This is a genomic window from Agrococcus sp. DT81.2, assembly GCF_049844935.1.
In the GTDB taxonomy this organism is placed as follows: domain Bacteria; phylum Actinomycetota; class Actinomycetes; order Actinomycetales; family Microbacteriaceae; genus Agrococcus.
The window spans coordinates 264,288-280,224 of record NZ_JBNCLZ010000001.1 but is presented as its reverse complement, the minus strand read 5'-3'; the positions used below and the strand labels follow the sequence as shown (position 1 = coordinate 280,224).

The 15,937-nt window shown below is 69.5% G+C and carries 17 protein-coding genes; 9 read left to right on the top strand and 8 right to left on the bottom strand.

The genetic code is table 11. The features are described 5' to 3' along the window. Window positions 1-4 precede the first annotated feature (4 nt). From ACLQ21_RS01295 to ACLQ21_RS01275, 5 genes are all read right to left on the bottom strand, one after another. On the bottom strand, window positions 5-592 hold the full coding sequence (locus ACLQ21_RS01295) for a GNAT family N-acetyltransferase (RefSeq protein ID WP_425660671.1): 588 nt from the start codon (window positions 590-592) through the stop codon (window positions 5-7). A gap of 63 nt (window positions 593-655) precedes the next feature. Then, complete coding sequence (locus ACLQ21_RS01290) at window positions 656-1,639, bottom strand: aldo/keto reductase (protein ID WP_425660669.1); 984 nt, start codon at window positions 1,637-1,639, stop codon at window positions 656-658. An 87-nt stretch (window positions 1,640-1,726) separates the two neighbouring features. Then, window positions 1,727-2,590 carry a hypothetical protein gene (locus ACLQ21_RS01285; protein ID WP_425660667.1) on the bottom strand — a complete coding sequence of 288 codons (864 nt, stop codon included), beginning with the start codon at window positions 2,588-2,590 and terminating at the stop codon, window positions 1,727-1,729. Beyond that, the gene (locus ACLQ21_RS01280; RefSeq protein WP_425660665.1) at window positions 2,587-3,222 is read right to left on the bottom strand and encodes a SatD family protein; all 636 of its coding nucleotides are present in this window, start codon (window positions 3,220-3,222) and stop codon (window positions 2,587-2,589) included. Before ACLQ21_RS01280 ends, ACLQ21_RS01285 begins: the two co-directional genes overlap by 4 nt. Window positions 3,223-3,326: 104 nt before the next feature. Continuing rightward, entirely contained in the window at window positions 3,327-3,680 is a 354-nt protein-coding gene (locus tag ACLQ21_RS01275) for a hypothetical protein (RefSeq protein ID WP_425660663.1), read from the bottom strand. Between the two features lie 163 nt (window positions 3,681-3,843). Here ACLQ21_RS01275 and ACLQ21_RS01270 point away from each other — a divergent pair, with 163 nt between their 5' ends. The 3 genes from ACLQ21_RS01270 (at window position 3,844) to ACLQ21_RS01260 (ending at window position 6,764) form a co-directional block, all read left to right on the top strand. Next, on the top strand, window positions 3,844-4,281 hold the full coding sequence (locus ACLQ21_RS01270) for a hypothetical protein (RefSeq protein WP_425660661.1): 438 nt from the start codon (window positions 3,844-3,846) through the stop codon (window positions 4,279-4,281). A 138-nt stretch (window positions 4,282-4,419) separates the two neighbouring features. Continuing rightward, entirely contained in the window at window positions 4,420-5,517 is a 1,098-nt protein-coding gene (locus ACLQ21_RS01265; protein WP_425660659.1) for a DNA alkylation repair protein, read from the top strand. Window positions 5,518-5,594: 77 nt separating this feature from the next. Beyond that, window positions 5,595-6,764 carry a hypothetical protein gene (locus tag ACLQ21_RS01260; protein ID WP_425660657.1) on the top strand — a complete coding sequence of 390 codons (1,170 nt, stop codon included), beginning with the start codon at window positions 5,595-5,597 and terminating at the stop codon, window positions 6,762-6,764. A gap of 358 nt (window positions 6,765-7,122) precedes the next feature. Here the strand turns inward: ACLQ21_RS01260 and ACLQ21_RS01255 are convergent, their stop codons facing one another. From ACLQ21_RS01255 to ACLQ21_RS01245, 3 genes are all read right to left on the bottom strand, one after another. Next, window positions 7,123-7,653 (bottom strand): hypothetical protein, encoded by a 531-nt coding sequence (locus ACLQ21_RS01255; protein ID WP_425660655.1) that lies wholly within the window; start codon window positions 7,651-7,653, stop codon window positions 7,123-7,125. Between the two features lie 12 nt (window positions 7,654-7,665). Beyond that, on the bottom strand, window positions 7,666-8,415 hold the full coding sequence (locus ACLQ21_RS01250) for an AfsR/SARP family transcriptional regulator (RefSeq protein WP_425661393.1): 750 nt from the start codon (window positions 8,413-8,415) through the stop codon (window positions 7,666-7,668). A 116-nt stretch (window positions 8,416-8,531) separates the two neighbouring features. Next, complete coding sequence (locus tag ACLQ21_RS01245) at window positions 8,532-9,512, bottom strand: hypothetical protein (protein WP_425660653.1); 981 nt, start codon at window positions 9,510-9,512, stop codon at window positions 8,532-8,534. A 115-nt stretch (window positions 9,513-9,627) separates the two neighbouring features. Here ACLQ21_RS01245 and ACLQ21_RS01240 point away from each other — a divergent pair, with 115 nt between their 5' ends. From ACLQ21_RS01240 to ACLQ21_RS01215, 6 genes are read left to right on the top strand one after another with little or no spacing between them, the layout of a single operon-like run. Then, entirely contained in the window at window positions 9,628-10,245 is a 618-nt protein-coding gene (locus ACLQ21_RS01240; RefSeq protein WP_425660651.1) for a Pvc16 family protein, read from the top strand. After that, on the top strand, window positions 10,242-11,054 hold the full coding sequence (locus ACLQ21_RS01235; RefSeq protein WP_425660649.1) for a hypothetical protein: 813 nt from the start codon (window positions 10,242-10,244) through the stop codon (window positions 11,052-11,054). Before ACLQ21_RS01240 ends, ACLQ21_RS01235 begins: the two co-directional genes overlap by 4 nt. 10 nt (window positions 11,055-11,064) lie before the next feature. Beyond that, complete coding sequence (locus tag ACLQ21_RS01230) at window positions 11,065-12,936, top strand: phage tail sheath family protein (RefSeq protein ID WP_425660647.1); 1,872 nt, start codon at window positions 11,065-11,067, stop codon at window positions 12,934-12,936. Window positions 12,937-12,965: 29 nt separating this feature from the next. Beyond that, window positions 12,966-13,421, top strand: a complete 456-nt coding sequence (locus ACLQ21_RS01225) for a phage tail protein (RefSeq protein ID WP_425660645.1) — start codon at window positions 12,966-12,968, stop codon at window positions 13,419-13,421. Further along, a complete protein-coding gene (locus ACLQ21_RS01220; protein WP_425660643.1) occupies window positions 13,421-15,436 on the top strand; it encodes a phage tail sheath family protein in 2,016 nt (671 codons plus the stop codon). Before ACLQ21_RS01225 ends, ACLQ21_RS01220 begins: the two co-directional genes overlap by 1 nt. Further along, window positions 15,426-15,935, top strand: coding sequence for a phage tail protein (locus ACLQ21_RS01215; protein WP_425660641.1), 510 nt, complete (start codon window positions 15,426-15,428; stop codon window positions 15,933-15,935). Before ACLQ21_RS01220 ends, ACLQ21_RS01215 begins: the two co-directional genes overlap by 11 nt. Window positions 15,936-15,937 lie beyond the last annotated feature (2 nt).

Sequence of the window (15,937 nt, the reverse complement as noted above, 5' to 3'; positions counted from 1 at the left end):
GGCGTCAGCCGCTGACTGCCGGCACCGTCTTCCGCATCACCGTCTTGCTCTTGCCGATGTGGCGCTCGAACGTGAACCCGGCCTGCTCGAACATGGCTCTCGTCCCGTTGTGGAGGAACGACGACGAGGTCCGCTTGCCTTCCGCGAGCTCGTTGGGGAACGAGACGACCTCGCCGCCGCCCGCTTGCGCGATCAGCTCGAGCGCGCCGTCCAGCGCCTCTCGTGCGACGCCTGAGCGGCGGTGGTCGCGATCGACGAAGAAGCACGTGATGCGCCAGGGCGCAGGCTTCGTCTCGCCCGCGTCGTACTGCTTGCGGTGGTAGATGTTCGGCAGCTCGAGCGGGTTGCCGTACTGACACCACGCGATGGCGTCGTCGCCGTCGAAGACGAGGGCCGCGTGCGCGACACCCTCGGCGATGAGCCGCTGCTTGAACGTCGGCCCGTCGTGCGCGTTCTTCACCGTCTGCTCGGTGTCGCCGTGGAAGTACGAGCAGTAGCACCCGCCCCAGACGCCGTTGTGCTTCTGTGCGAGCGCGAGCCACGCGGGGAAGGTGTCGGGCGTGAGCGGCTTAATGACGTGCGTCGTCGTCATCGCCCGCTCGCCCGCCCCAGGTGTCCGTCCACGGGCGCCACGGTACCGCGATGGCCGTGCTGGCTACCAGCGGTCTGCGACGTGCGGCGCGACGAGCTCTTCGTACACCGACTCGACGCCGGCGCGGACGCTCCGCGACAGCGGCGGCAGTGCGGCCGCAGCGGCATTGCTTCGCGCCTGCTCGACGGTCCGCGCTCCCGGGATCACGGTGCTGACGCCCGGCTGGTCGATGATCCACCGCAGCGCGAACTGCGCCATGGCCGCTCCCGCGGGCACGAGCGGTGCAAGCCGGCGGACGGCCTCGAGACCCGTATCGAACGGAACGCCTGAGAACGTCTCGCCGACGTCGAACGCCTCACCCTGCCGGTTGTAGGTGCGGTGGTCGTCCTCGGCGAAGGTCGTGCGCTCGTCGTACTTGCCCGACAGCAGACCGCTCGCGAGCGGCACCCGCACGATGATGCCGACGTTCGCTTCCACCGCTGCGGGCAGCACCGTCTCGAGTGGCGCGAGCCTGAGCATGTTGAGGATCAGCTGAACCGATCCGACGTTCGGGCGGGCGATCGCGGCGAGCGCCTCCGCACGCGTCTCCACGCTGACGCCGTAGCCGGCGACGCGCCCCTCGTCGACGAGCACGTCGAGCGCGTCGAACACCGCGTCGCTCTCGTAGACGGCGCTCGGCGGGCAGTGGAGCTGCACGAGGTCGAGGCGTTCGACTCCGAGGTTCTCGCGGGAGCGGTCCGTCCATGCCCGCAGGTTCTCGAGCGTGTAGTTCTCAGGCACCTGCGGCATCCGCCGACCGGCCTTCGTCGCCACCACGAGGTCACCGTCGCCGAGCTCACGCAGGAACGTGCCGATGAACCGCTCGCTTCGCCCGTCGCCATAGACGTCGGCGGTGTCGAAGAAGCGCACGCCCGCCTCGTACGCCGCGCGCAGCACGGCGAGCGCGTCCTCCTCGCGAACCTCGCCCCAGTCGGCGCCCAGCTGCCAGGTGCCGAGGCCGATCACCGATACGCGGTGCCCCGTCCGTCCGAGCGTGCGCTGCTCCATGGCATCCCTCTTCCTTCGACCCGTGCGTCGATCGTCATCAGTATGGGCCTAGCGCCCGGAGGCACACTGGCTGCGGGGCAGCCGAGGTCAACCCGGACGAACGACGACGGTCAACACAGCGAGGCTCGCAAGGAGGAAGCTGCAGAGCGTCCCGACGAGGAACTCCTCGGCCTTCGTCCCTCCTGCACGATCCGCGGAGATCTCGGGGAACCTGACGACGCCCTTCGCGGCCACGAGTCCCGCGATCACCACCGGCATGCCCGCGAGCAGCGAGGCGAACACGAGCGCCCGCTCGAGCGGCCCGACGATGCGGCCGCCGCGGAACCCGCTGCTGACGTTCACGGAATCGGGCTTGCGCACCACCGCGAGCTCCCGGCCCCGCCTGAGCAGCTGCCACGACTCCTGCTCGGCCGGCGCGGGAGCGTCGCGCTCGTCGGTGCCGCGGGCCGCGCTGACCACCGCTCGCACGAGCGCGTTGCTCGTCGGACCGAGGAAGAGCAGCGCCGCGGCGGCGATGACGAGGACGCTCGGCGAGATCGTCGTCGCGAGCTGCCCCTCGGCAAGCAGCCGCGCCACCGGAGACCGCTCGGAGACGCCGGAGGTGTCGAGCAGCACCGCGAGTGCGATCGCGACGATCGTCAGCGCGAAGCCGGTCGTCGCGGCAAGTCGTGACCGAGATGCCAAGAGGGCCGATGCGGCGGCCGCGATCGCGACCGCTCCCGCCGCCGAAGCCCACGGCATGCCGGTCGCGAGCACGAACGCCACCGCCGATATGAGCCACGCGGCGCAGATCGCGACCCAGTCCTTCGCGGACAGCGGCGCGGACGCTGCCGCGGATCCCGCCGTGGCGACCGCCGACCCGTCATCAGACCGATGCGCGGACGCGAGCATCCGCATCCCCAGAACCAGATGTCCGGCTCCCATCACGAACATGATGGCTGCTGCAGTCATGACCGCTCCTCGTCGAGCTGCCGCAGCATCTCGACGAGCGACGCAGCACCGGACCTGTGCCAGCTCTGGGAGACGGCGGACTGGCGGATGCCCTCGGTCTCGGCCGTGCGCGCTTGCGGCACGTCCTCGAGGCCGGCGAGCGCGATCCGCTTGTCGCGAGCCCGCATCCCACCGAGGATGTGGTCGCGCAGCAGCAGCAGCCCACGGATGGCCTTCTCCTCGGCCCCTCCGTCGTGGACGAATCCCGTCCTGGCGCGACTGCGACCGGATCGCTGCGCCTGCCTCACATGATCGATGGCCGCTCGAGCGTTCCACCAGGCACTGCCGTCCCTGATCGGGGCAGGTCCGCTCGCATCCACGATCCGGTCATCGCCGACGCCGACGCCGAAGCGCAGCTCCAGCCCTTCGGGCAACGAAAGGCACACGATGGTCGTCGAGCGGATGGCCTGAGCGGAGCTTCGGAAGATGGACTGGAACTCGTCGCCGACCGTCGCGTAGGCCGGCGTTGCTGGACGAACTCGCTCTTCTGCGCGCCGGAACGCCTGGAGCACCTGCTCCTGCGCCGCATCTCTGTCTGCGAGCGCTCGAGATGCGATGATGTCGGCGATCATCGCGACAGACTCGCGTGCCATGCGATCAGCGTACAACTGATATGTGCTGATCATCAGCCATGGACTTATATACGCCGAGTATCACTCTCGTGAGGCGGGGCGCGGGACGGGCGTGCGTTGCGGCATCACCGACCCTCAAGCGGCACAGGCGATGTCCTCGCGGGCAGCAGCGGAATGTCCTGCATCGAGTCCGGCGTGAACGGCACGCGCTTGCGCCATTCGCTGAAGTAGGCATGGGCCATGGCCAGCTGCTTCCAGGGCCCCCGGTCGCCGAAGGCGGTGAGCACGTCGTCGAGGGTGGCTTCGTCGGTCACGGTCGCGATCGCCACCTCGCTGACGGTCGCCGAATCGAGCCCGGGATACATCTTCGCCGTGTCCTCGGGCGGCTCCCCATTGGCCCGGAAGTACTCCTGCCGCCAGAGATCGAACGGCCCCCCGATCTGGCAGCCACTCACGTCGTCGACCCAGTACTTCGCCACTGCCGCTCCTCGCTGTAGAGCCCGGGCGGCTCTCTTGGCACGAGTCTGCGTCGCCCCACTGACACGGGTCGCACGGCCCACGAAGGCCACTCATCCGCTGGGATGAGCCCGATCCATCGCGCGAGCGACGCGGTGCAGCAACGGCCCACGGTCGAATGTAGGCATGAAGCAACGTCACACTCCCACCACCGCGCTGGCGGCGGCCGCACTCGCTGTCGCGACCCTGACCGGCTGCACGAGCATCACCGACGTCGTCGAGCAGGTGCACAGCGAGTCGTTCGACACCCGCGCCGACGCCGCGACCGGATGGGTCGGCGTGCCGATGCCTGACTGGCTGCCCGGCGACGCCACCGACATCCGCACGACCGCGACGACCAACGAGAGCAACGCGGTCATCGCGTACAGCGGGGGCGACCCGAGCGGGTGCTCGGAAGGGACACGCTCCACCTTGCCCTTCGACGGGCGCTACGGCGGCTTCGCGGATGCCGGCGAGCTCCCCGAGGAAGTGCTCCGGTGCGGACCGTACGAGGTGCACGCGACGTCTGAAGGATGGCTGGCGTGGTTCAACGCCACTGAAGTCGGGCAGACGCCCGTCTCCTGAGCGGTTCGGTCGGAAGAGCCTCGACGGGTCGCCACCATCACGACAACGACCCGGCCGCGATCGACGAAGCCGCATGATGGTGGAGGTGCGAGGACCCGTCCGGCACCGACGCGGATCGGAGGTCGGCACATGGGCGTGATGGACGAATTGCTCGATGCCGCTGTCGTCGCACGACTCGGGCGTGTGCTCTGTCAGCTGGGCGTTGAGCCCGACAACGTCAGGCACGCGTCGCGCGCGGTCGACGGCCGGAAGCTCCGACGGCGGGTCGATGTCGTGCGGGATGCGCTGCTCACCGACCTCCCGTCCGACTACGACGGGACGGCCGCGATCGTGCGCGCCGCATTCGAGGACGAGTCGTTCACCGGCTGGATGCTGTGGCCCGTCTCCGAGGCCGTCGTCGCCCGCGCTCTCGCCTCGGGACACGATCGCGACTTCGACGACGCCATGGACGTGCTGGCCCTGCTCACGACTCGATTCACCAGCGAGTTCGCGATCCGCGCCATGCTCGACGCGCGCCTCGCGCGGGCGCTCGAGATCGCGAGGCGATGGACGGGCGACGACGACGCGAATGTCCGACGCCTCGCGAGCGAAGGCACCCGCCCGCACATGCAGTGGGGCAAGGGGGTGCCCGCCCTGCGCCGACAGCCCGGCATCACGAGGCCGATCGTCGACGCGCTCTACCGCGACGAGGCCGAGCTCGTCCGTCGCTCCGTCGCCAACCACGTCAACGACCTGAGCCGTGACGACCCTGATCTCGCGGCGGAGATCGTGGCGGGCTGGCTGGAGCAGCCCGATGGGAACAGCCCGCGCGTCGCGCGGCACGCGCTCCGGACGCTCGTCAAGCAAGGCCATCCGAAGGCTCTCGAGCTCCTGGGCTACACCGGCGCGCAGTTCGACGTGGATGGACCAGTCATCGTCCCGCGGGAGGTCCCGCTGGGTGGTGCGGTCCACTTCACCGCGCGCATCACCAACACCGGGCCTGAGACCGCACGGGCGGTGATCGACTTCGTGCTGCACTTCCAGAAGCTCCGCGGCTCCCTCGCCCCGAAGGTCTTCAAGATCGCCACGCGCACGATCGCACCGGGCGAGACCGTCGACATCGCGAAGTCCTACTCCTTCCGGCCCAGGACGACCCGCACGTTCCATCTCGGCGAGCACGTGATCGAACTGCAGGTCAACGGGCGCGCATCTGGGCGTGCCGCTTTCCGGCTCGTCGCGCTCGAGGAGATGCCGTGAACGACAGAGCCTCCGATAGCCTGCTGGCGCCTCGTGCGATCGCCGACGGACCACGCCCTAGCACCACGGAGCAACCGATGACGTTGGTCGAGCAGCGCCCGCCGTTTCGACCTCGACGCCCGCGTCAGCGCACGGCTCGCACCGCGATCATCATTGCCGGCGCGCTCGCCGGCGCGCTCGCGCTCACCGCGTGCGTCGGACATCCGCAGCTCCAGCTGCACACCTACCCGAGCCCGGCGCCTGTCGTGCCGGCGACCCCCACGGCAGTCGCACTGCCGCTGCCCGATGCCGAGGCGGTCGCGCTCGCAGACCGCATGTTCCTCACCGCAGACAGCCGCACGATGTTCTACGAGACCCAGCCGACGCTCGCGGACGCCGAGGAGATCGAGACGGCGTGCGCCGATGCGAGAGATGCGGATGCAGACGACCGGTTCACGGGCGGATGCTTCATCGGTACCCGGCACCGCGACGCGGATCGCATCTTCATCTTCCGCCCGGGTGACGAGCGGCTCGTGGAGTCGATGGTCACCGTCGCGGCGCACGAGCTGCTCCATGCCGCCTACGCGCGGCTCAGCACGCTGGAGCGGGCGACAGTGGACGACCTCGTCGCGGAGGCCGCAGCCCGCGTGCCCGCCGACGACCCGGTGCACGAGCAGATCGAGTGGTCGACCCGCGGTGACGCGACGCAGCGCGCCACCGAGCAGTTCGCCTACCTGGGCTCCCAGGTCGCGCTGCCAAGCGGCTTCCCGGCTCAGCTCGAGGACGTCTACGCGCGGTTCTTCACCGACCGCACGGCGCTGGTCGATACGCACCGCCGCGCCATCACCGTCGTCCAGGACACGATCGCAGCTGCGGATGCGGCCTTCGCAAGCGCTGCGGCGCAGGAGTCGCAGAACGCACACGATCGCGCGCAGCTCGACGCCGATCGGCGTGGCTACGAGACCGCGCTCGCGACGTACAGCACCGATGTGGAGCGGTTCAACGCCATGCCGGTCGAGGAGCGGTCGCGCTGGCAGGCCACGCTGCAGCCCGCCGGCGCCGAGCCCGTCACGATGAGCTGGGAGGCATCGCTGACCTACCGGCACGACGAGCTCGAGCGATTCCGCAGCGATCTCGAAGCACGCGCCCCCACGCTGTCTGGGGCGGAGGCGACCGCCGCAGGCCTGCGCGCGGATGCGGAGCAGCGTCACGCCGACGCGATCGCCCTCGTGCGCGCAGCCAACCCGAACGCCGTCATCCAGGAGTGACGTCCGACCGCGCGATGCGAATGCGAGCACAGCGTGGGAACCCCTCCCACCGCTGCCTCCTCTGATGCCCGTCCCGCCATCCAGCGTCGACGCGCTGCCGGGCGTGTACGGCTGACGCGCGACAGGGCGTGGTCGAGCGGTGATGCCTGTCGCTCGCTACTTCGTTGATGGTGATCGACGGCGCGCGGGGGCCCGTGCCCGCTGCATGCGCGAGCGATCGGGGCTCACAATGCGCTTCGCGCGGCTCATCGAGGAAGGGGACGCGGTCTGCGTTCGCTCATCCTGATGGGCAGCATGCCGAGCTCGGCTCCGTGAGCCCAGTCCGCCTCCGCCACCCCGCCGAGCCGCCCGCTCGCGCTCAGTGGCGGTCGATCTTCGCGAGGCGGGCGAGCCAATGATTCTCGATCCGACGCTGCATCCAACGTGTCGTGTCCACTTCAGACTCGGAGGTCGCAGGGGCCCGAGCGTACCGCTGCATCGCTTCTTGAAGCTGCACGCGCTTCTGCTCGTCCCGGAGCTCCGCTGCGTCGCCGTCGAACAGCCATTCGGCCATCGAGTCCATGTTCGCGATCTCGTGCGCCTGTCCCCTGTTCCCGCCGTGCATCAGCAGATAGAGGAGCTGCGCGTAGACCAGCGCATCGATGGCGGACCGGTACCGATGCCAACGACCGGCTCGTCCGCCCTTCACCGCCGCTCCCCTCAGGACGTGCAGCGCCGCGATGCCCGCGGTCCGGTGCTGCGACCCACCTACCAGGTGCGACAGCGCGGACATGACCAGCTCGTCCTCCCGCTGGGTCCGGCTGGTGGACGTGGTGACGACCACGGTCGCGATCACCCCAACGAGCGCTCCGGTTAGGCCGATCAATGGCGCGGTGAGAAGCGGATCCACCGGTGACGGCTCTCACATGGCCCGAGGCAGTACGGACGCCTGCAGCCACACCTGGAATGCACGGCTCGGCTCCACGCCGAGCTCCCGGCGAGCGATGTCGCGGTAGCGCACGAACGTGCGCCGCGCTTCGATGCAGTTGCCCTCCGCGAAGTGAGCTTCGGCGAGCACACGATGAGCACTCTCCCTGAGTGGCTCGACGGCCACGGCGCTCATCGCCGCGTCGATCGCCTCCCCGTAGCGCTCGGAGGCGCGAAGCACCCGACTCAGGACCTCGAGCGCGTGCAGCATCCGTTGGCGGATCCGCTCCCGCTCGAAGATGACCCACTCGTCATACCAACCCGGCAGCAGTTCCGCGACCGTGGTGGTCCACTCCGGTACGTGCATGTCGATCTCGGTCGCGGTCCCAGCGATGAGCCTGTCTGCCCACTCGCAGAGGGCATCAAGATCGGTGATCGTCCGCTCGCGCAGGAAGACGCTCATCTTGTCGGACTCAAGGACGTCGATGCCGGAGCCTCGCAGCCGCCAGAGTGCCGACCGGAGATTGCCCGACGCGCGATCGTCGGAACCATCCGGCCAGAGTGATCCGGCCGCGTGCCGACGATCGACTCGGCCCCGCTGCAGAGCGACGAACGCCAGCAGGCGTTTGCAGCCTTCGGGAACGACGTAGAGCCGGCCGTCCTGCCACACGGAAGGATTGCCGAGCAGGACGACCACGTCTGCGGATGCCTGGTGAGGTTCCGTAAATGCGACGCTCGTGACCATCACCGGACCCCTCCTACCATCATGCCGGAGACTTCACCGGTACGGACAGTAGAGAACTTGCGTCACGAGGACGTCACCGCTGCGGCATAAATCCGTCGCGGTCGGCATTGCAGCATTTAGTCGCCCGCCGACTCGACCTGGCCGTGGTGCTTGCCACAACCGCAGTCGTCCGGGTGCTCCTCCTCCAGTCCTTCTGGCTGGTCGATGCCGCAGGGCTTGTCGGAGCTGCAGAGCCGGTCGTAGACCACGAGGATCTCCGCCACGGGACCGCCGATGAGCGCCCGGCACCACTCCTGCTCGGACTCCTTCGCGCAGGCCCGCATCGCCTGGACGGCGATCAGCAGCGAGACCGCATCGACGCCTGCTGACCACGTGTTCAGCGCATGGCAAAGGCAGTCGACATATGCGGTCGTGTCGTCGAACCCGTTCCAGACATGTGCCAGCTTCCGCTTGGCGATGAGCGCCGACGCGTACTGCTTCTTGAGGTCGACCTTCGCTGCATCGTCGGCGAGGGCCGCCTGGATCGCGTCGAGGTCTCTCTTGACGTCGTCAACGCGCGCTGACAGGGCCGCCGGCTCACCGGCGAGCGTCTCGAAGCATGCCTTCGCCTTGGCGATCTCATCCTTGTAGCGCTCGATGCGGCGCCCGAGCTTGCGGTCGCCGTTCTCACCTTCAGGCGGTGGCTCGTGATCGAACTGCACGTCGCGAGCGCAGCATCCCCCCGGCCCCTCGCAGCAGTCGAGCTGTACGCAGACCTCCGCGAACGCGTCATCGAGACAGCGCACGACGCGGTCCTGCTCGATGAGGCACTTGATGCTCGCCATCAGGTGCTTGACCTGGTGCTTCATGTCCTGCACCTTGAGAACGGCCTCGTGCCGCTTCTCGCGATAGCCGACCCGCGCTTGATCGTACGTCTTCTTAGCGTCGTCCAGTGCCTGCTCGTGCCCCTTCGAGTACTCGAGCTGGGCGGTGAGACCCTTGTCCCGGCATCGGCGCTGGTCGATCGTCGACGACGCGTCGCAGCCTCCCGCCGGTGGAGACGGACGACAGTCGCGCTGCTCGTCGGAATCAGGCTTGACCAGACCTTCGGTGTTCATGGGTGCTCCCTTCGGCTGACGGCACACCGAGTCTCGGCATGGTGCTGTCACGGAGCCGTCGCGGAGCACCGGCCCTGCGACGCCGTGGTGACGCCCTCGCCCGCACGATGACGGCATGGCGGGTTTCCAGGCGCTCGAAGCGGCGGGGCTGAGCATCGTCGCGTTGCTCAACCGGCGCTTCGCCGAGCGCGACGGAGGCGCCGGGCTCGCCGCCATGCTCGCGAACACGAGCCAGCTCAAGACCATGGCCCTCAACAACGGCCAGCTCATCCAGCAGCCGTCCATCTCGGTCTTCTGCTACCGCGTGAGCGTCGACCATGAGACCCGCCCGGGTTGGTCCGCGGTCGCAAACCGCGACGGCGTTCCGCGCATCCCGCTCCGTCTCCATCTCCTCATCGGCGCATTCGCAGCGTCCGTCGAGGAGGAGCTGCTGTGGCTGGGGCTCACCGCCCAGATCCTCGAGGGCGAGAGCATCCTGACCGGGCCCCTTCTGCTGCCGGTCACGCTCCCGGCCGGCGGGACGGTGAATCCGTGGCGCTCGGGCGACATGATCCAAGTCGTCACAGACGATCTCGCGGTCGACTCCATGAGCGAGGCGTTCCAGTCCCTCAACACCGACTACCGTCTGCAGCTGCCCTACGTCGTGCGCGTCATCTGCATCGACGGCGCGCCTGAGCGAGTGGGCGGACCGGTCGCCACGGTGGCCGCTCGAGCTGACCGGATGCCCGCATGAGCCCCGACACGATCGAGACGAGCGTCGGCACGATGCCGGTGCTCCACCGACTCGCGCTGGGAGTGCTGCTGCGCGACGCCGTCGACGACTCGACCGCGCGGGGCCGGCTGCGCGTCGGGTGGGAGGCGACCGGCCGTCTCCTCCCGCACCGATCCAGCGCAGATTGGCCCTGCATCGACCTCGAGCCCGTCGGAGGAGCCCGGTTCCGACTCCGGGCGACCCCGCGCCGCCCCCAGCAGCTGACGCTGCGGATCGACGACCCGAGCCGGCGGTATGTTCCCCGCCGGCTCGGAGTCACCCTGTGGTCGAATGCGGAGCTGAGCGACCCCGTGCCCGCGAACGCGATCGCGACCGCTTCGCGCACCGTGCCCGTGTGGCTTTTCCCGGGCGCGGCGTACCCGCTACCGCGCGGCAGCACGGCGATCCGCGGGCGCGTCGTCCGCCAGGGCAGGGCAGTGCCCTGGGCGCGCGTGCGCGCGCTCGGCACCACCGGCGCGACCTTGGGAACCTCCCACGGCGACGATCGCGGGGAGTTCCTGCTGCACATCACGGACCTCGCGCAGAACCCGGTGCAGAGCACGGTCGGTGCTCGCCTGCTCGTACGCGGACCGGTCGGGACGCCGGCGCTCCCGCCCGTCGAGACCGCGATCCGTCCCGCGAACCCGCCCGGCCCCGGCGACCTCGACAACGCCCTCCTGCGCGGCGCCGCGCCGCCCGTCGGTCACCTGCCGAGCACCCTGCCACCGCCGCTGTTCACCGTCGACGTCGGCCAGGAGCAGGTCGTCGGCGACATCCCGTTCGACCTGTGAGGAGATCCCCGTGCCCGAGTACCTGACCCCAGGCGTCTACGTCGAGGAGACGAGCTTCCGCTCGCGCTCGATCGAGGGCGTCGCGACGTCCACCCTAGGGATGACGGGCCTCACGCGCTACGGCCCGGTGCCCTACTTCCTCACGCCTCCCGGCTGGGGCTCGCCGCTCGTCATGGTGCCGAGCCCCACGCTCGTCACCAGCTTCACGGAGTTCGAGCGCGCGTTCGGAGGGCTGGCCGACGTCGGCAACGACGCGCTGCCGGATCGGCGGAACTACCTCGCGTATGCCGCGCGCGCGTACTTCGCGAACGGGGGACGGCGGCTCTACGTGGCCAGGGCGTTCCCATTCGCGAAGGATGCGGGTGGCCTGGTCACGCTCGCGGGCAACTTCTCGGCTCTTCCCGTCGGCCCGCCGCCGGGGGCGACGTTCCGATCGCGATGGCCGGGCGCCGCGGGCGCCGAGTTCGCCATCCAGGTGAGCTTCCAGCGGAGCAAGAACATCCTCGTGGGCACTGACCTGAAGGGCGTCCAGCCGGGAGCCGCCGTGGAAGCCTTCCCGAGCGCCGCGGCGATCCCGAAGGACGGCGCGGGCGACGTCTCGCCCACCGCCGCCAACGTCTCGATCGTCGGCCGTGCGGCAGACGGCTCACTCGGCCTGCTCGACGCGGGCGGCAACGTCGTGGCGCCCGGCGGCGGCGCACTGACCCATCTCACCGTGACGGTGCAGGTCCGGTGGGGCGGCCAGCGGCTCGACGCCTATCCGGGGCTCGAGCTCGGAAGCGCCCATCCCCGTTCGATCGCGAACGTCCTGCAGGCGGAGGATCCAGCCGACGAGCTCTCGCTCGTCTGGTTCGACACCGGGAGCACGCCGCCGGCGTCGCTGCCGATCGGGCCGCTGATCGACGGGCTCAAGGCCCTCTCGGAGTGGACAATGATGACCGGCGCGACGGAAGGGGACGTCGTCCGACCTGCGGACATCGAAGGCGAAGAGACGGATCCCGACGACCCGAAGCGCGCGGCATACGGACTCGGGGCGCTCGCCGAGCAGGAGGACATCGCGATCGTCGCCCTCCCGGATGCCGTCCGCTTCTCGCTCGCCGATCAGATCACCGTGACCAACAGCCTGATCAGCCACTGCGAGGCTCCGCGCGCATACCGCATCGCCATCGTCGACCCCCCGAAGGACAGCTCGATCTCGCAGGTCCGGGCGTTCCGGTCGCAGTTCGACACCACGTACGCGGCGCTGTACTACCCCTGGATGGACATCCTCGATCCGACGGCCCGTCCTGACCCCGGAGCTCCGCAGCCGATCGTCCAGCTTCCACCGAGCGGCTTCACCGCCGGCATCTACGCCCGCAGCGACATCGCACGCGGCGTGCACAAGGCGCCGGCGAACGAGGTCGTCCTCGGCATCACCGGATTCCGACAGAACGTGACCTTCGATCGGCAGTCGGTGCTCAATCCCGAAGGCATCAACGCGCTGCGCTTCTTTGAGGGTCGGGCGAACCGGGTCTGGGGCGCGCGGACGATGAGCTCGGACCCCGAGTGGAAGTACGTCAACGTGCGGAGGCTGTTCCTCTTCCTCGAGCACTCCATCGAACGCTCCACCCAGTGGGCAGTCTTCGAACCCAACAACGAGCGACTCTGGGCGTCCGTCCGGCAATCCGTGGAGGACTTCCTCGTCACGGTGTGGCGCACGGGCGCCCTGATGGGCACGAAGCCCGAAGATGCGTTCTTCGTGCGCTGCGACCGCACGACGATGACCCAGAACGACCTCGACAACGGTCGGATGATCTGCCTCATCGGTGTGGCGCCCACCTACCCGGCGGAGTTCGTCATCTTCCGCATCGGGCAGTGGACCGCCGACTCCCAGCAGAGCTGACGGACGACGACGCGAAAGGCAGGTGACCCATGGCAACGCGCGACAACCCGTACGGCGCCTTCAACTTCATCGTGAAGCTGGGCGACCAAGGGGGTGAAGACCAGATCGTCGGTGGATTCTCCGACCTGAGCGGGCTCGGCAACGAGATCAAGTACTCCGAGTACCGAAACGGGAACGACCCTGAGAACCACGTGCGCAAGGTCCCGAACATCAACTCGACGGATGACGTGACGCTCAAGCGCGGACTCATCGGTGATCCACGGCTCTTCACCTGGCTGAAGGCGCAGCGAGAGGGCACGCTCGACCCGCGGACCGTCACGATCACGCTCATGGACGAAGGGCGGCGAGACGTCTGCTCCTGGACGCTGCGCCGCGCGCAGCCGAAGAAGTGGGTCGGTCCCACGCTCGCCGGCAAGGGCGGCGGCGAAGTGGCGATGGAGGAGCTGCACCTCGTCGCCGAGCGGATCGACTTCGCGTCGCTGTGATGCTGACGATCACCGCTCGCACGCCGGGGCATCCGGGGGTGTTCATCGCGCCCCCGCGGCCGACGCCGGCTCTGCGGCCGGAGCGGCTCGACATCACGGGTTTCGTCGGCGTCGCGCTGCGCGGGCCCGTCGACGAGCCCGTGCGGATCGAGCGGTGGTCGGAGTACGAGCGCCTGTTCGGCGGATTCGAACCGGCGCCCGGGGGTCCGCTCCGGATGCTGCCATATGCCGTGTCGACGTTCTTCCGGCAAGGCGGGCAGGTGGCGTACGTCGTCCGAGTCGCGCCCCACGGCGTCGACGGCGCCACGGGGCTCGACGCGACGACCCGGATCCGGCTGAACCTGTCGGGCGACGAAGGGGATCCCCTGCTCGCTGCTGCAGACGAGGGCGAGTGGGCGAATCGACTCGTCGTGACGCTGCTCTACCGCGTGGACCAGCGGGTGACGGCGGAGGTCGTCGACGACGGCGCCCTCCTGCTCCCGCCCGGCACCCAGGTTCCGGTGGGGTCGCTCCTGCGTGTGAGCGCGCCCGGCACCGACGTCGAGGCGTCGATGCGTTGGGTCGGATCCGTCGACGAGCGGCTTCCGCGCGGCTCACCGCAACAGGCGCGGCTGACCGATCCCCTGCCGCTGGCGTCCGGGACGCGGGTGCGGGTGGAGACGGTGACCGGCGCCCTCCAGATTGATGACCGTTCGCGACCGAATGCCGGCGGCGAGCTCATCGCAGGGTTGGGGCTCCGGCCCGAGCACCCGCGATGGATCCAGCGGCTGCTGGCCCAGGGAGGGGCTGCGCGCAGCGGACAGGATGCCGCGCCACCCCGGCACCTCGTCACGCCGATCGGCGACTGGGCGAACGCAGACTTCACGCCTGGACCGGCCCTCGCTCCCGTCGACGGGAAGCAAGCCGGCGCAGGCTGGGACCGATCTCACCTCATCGACGAACGATCGTTCTTCGACCCCGGCTTCGTCGACTTCCACACGATCGACGAAGATCTGGCCCCCGGCGATGCGAACCCTCACATCGGCGTGGATCGCATCGCGCGCGTCCGCGAGATCGGGCTGCTGTGCGTGCCGGACATCGCGTGGACCGAGTACGCCCCGGCATCCGAGCCTCCCACGCATCGCCCCCTGCGACCGCTCCCCTGCCGTTGCCGAACCTGCGCACCGGAGGAACCGGAGCCGACCTTCCACGTCGTCGGCACCACGGGCGGCGGGCTCGACCCGCGGAATGCGGGCGATCTGCGCAAGCTCGCCGACCGCCAGGAACGCGTCGTCGAGCTCGCTCGCGCCTGCGGACGCTTCGTCGCTCTCCTCGATGTGCCCGACCGCCTCTCCCTCGCGCAGATCGCCGAGTGGCGATCACGCTTCGACTCGAGCCACGCCGCCGCGTATCACCCCTGGCTCTCCGTCGCGGATCCTGGAGACGGTCACGCCGTGCCCATCCCGCCATCCTCCTTCGCCGCAGGCATCATCGCGTCGCGCGAGCTCCGTCTGGGCCTTCCGTGGGGGCCGGCGAACGAGCTCGCGTCTGCGGCCGTGCGAGCGGAAGCGGCGGTGACGGATGCCGCGCACGACCGGCTCCACGAATTGGGGATCAACGTCTACCGCGTGGAGCGGGACGGGTTCCGGCTGACAGCCGCGCGAACCCTCTCGACGGACCCCGACTACCGGCAGCTGTCGGTCCGCCGCCTCATGACGATGCTGTGCCTGACGCTGCAGCGGCAGTGCGCCGATCTCGCCTTCGAGCCGAACACGCCCGAGCTCCGAGAGCGCCTCCGGCAGATGATCACGACGCTGCTGCGCGGTCTCGCGCGGCAAGGCGCGTTCGCCGGGCGCACGGAGGCGGACTCGTTCTTCGTGCGCTGCGGCGACGACGTCAACCCGCCCTCCTCGCAAGCGCTCGGCCGCCTCGTCGCCGAGATCGGCGTCGCGCCCGCGGTGCCGCTCGAATACATCCTCGTTCGGATCGCCCGCGATCCCGACGGCTCCCTCACGGTGGTGCCCGATGGCCGATGAGTATCTCCTCCCGGCCTTCGCCTTCCAGGTCACCCTGAGCCGGGCGACGGATCGCCCCGCCTCCCGCCAGGATGCCAACCCCGCCGTCATCGGCGGCGTGACGGCCGGCTTCGCGGAGTGCACCGGGCTCGAGCTCGAGGCCGACATCAAGGAACACCTCGAGGGCGGGCGGAACGACGGCATCATCCGACGCGTGGGACGGGTGAAGCTGTCGCCGATCGTGCTGAAGCGCGGGATGTTCTCGGCCGATCCGACCTCACGCGCCAATGCCGACCTCTGGATGTGGCTCACCCGCATGGTCAGCGGCGAGTTCCCCGTCACGCGCTACAACGGTCGGATCGAGATCCTCGCCCGAGCGAGCGAGACGCCCCTTGCCACCTGGACGTTCGATCGGGGCCTTCCGCAGAAGGTCACCGGCCCGAGCCTCAACGCAAAGACAGGCGAGATCGGGATCGAAGAGCTCCACATCGTCCATGAGGGACTTCGGATGGAGGCGTGAGG

Bases quoted from the DNA above. Each gene is read 5' to 3' on its own strand.
- ACLQ21_RS01280 (WP_425660665.1), bottom strand. From the start codon at position 3,222: ATGGCACGCGAGTCTGTCGCGATGATCGCCGACATCATCGCATCTCGA.
- ACLQ21_RS01285 (WP_425660667.1), bottom strand. From the start codon at position 2,590: ATGACTGCAGCAGCCATCATGTTCGTGATGGGAGCCGGACATCTGGTT.
- ACLQ21_RS01240 (WP_425660651.1), top strand. From the start codon at position 9,628: ATGGCGGGTTTCCAGGCGCTCGAAGCGGCGGGGCTGAGCATCGTCGCG.
- ACLQ21_RS01235 (WP_425660649.1), top strand. From the start codon at position 10,242: ATGAGCCCCGACACGATCGAGACGAGCGTCGGCACGATGCCGGTGCTC.
- ACLQ21_RS01245 (WP_425660653.1), bottom strand. From the start codon at position 9,512: ATGAACACCGAAGGTCTGGTCAAGCCTGATTCCGACGAGCAGCGCGAC.
- ACLQ21_RS01290 (WP_425660669.1), bottom strand. From the start codon at position 1,639: ATGGAGCAGCGCACGCTCGGACGGACGGGGCACCGCGTATCGGTGATC.
- ACLQ21_RS01260 (WP_425660657.1), top strand. From the start codon at position 5,595: ATGACGTTGGTCGAGCAGCGCCCGCCGTTTCGACCTCGACGCCCGCGT.
- ACLQ21_RS01295 (WP_425660671.1), bottom strand. From the start codon at position 592: ATGACGACGACGCACGTCATTAAGCCGCTCACGCCCGACACCTTCCCC.
- ACLQ21_RS01215 (WP_425660641.1), top strand. From the start codon at position 15,426: ATGGCCGATGAGTATCTCCTCCCGGCCTTCGCCTTCCAGGTCACCCTG.
- ACLQ21_RS01265 (WP_425660659.1), top strand. From the start codon at position 4,420: ATGGACGAATTGCTCGATGCCGCTGTCGTCGCACGACTCGGGCGTGTG.
- ACLQ21_RS01250 (WP_425661393.1), bottom strand. From the start codon at position 8,415: ATGGTCACGAGCGTCGCATTTACGGAACCTCACCAGGCATCCGCAGAC.
- ACLQ21_RS01220 (WP_425660643.1), top strand. From the start codon at position 13,421: ATGCTGACGATCACCGCTCGCACGCCGGGGCATCCGGGGGTGTTCATC.
- ACLQ21_RS01225 (WP_425660645.1), top strand. From the start codon at position 12,966: ATGGCAACGCGCGACAACCCGTACGGCGCCTTCAACTTCATCGTGAAG.
- ACLQ21_RS01270 (WP_425660661.1), top strand. From the start codon at position 3,844: ATGAAGCAACGTCACACTCCCACCACCGCGCTGGCGGCGGCCGCACTC.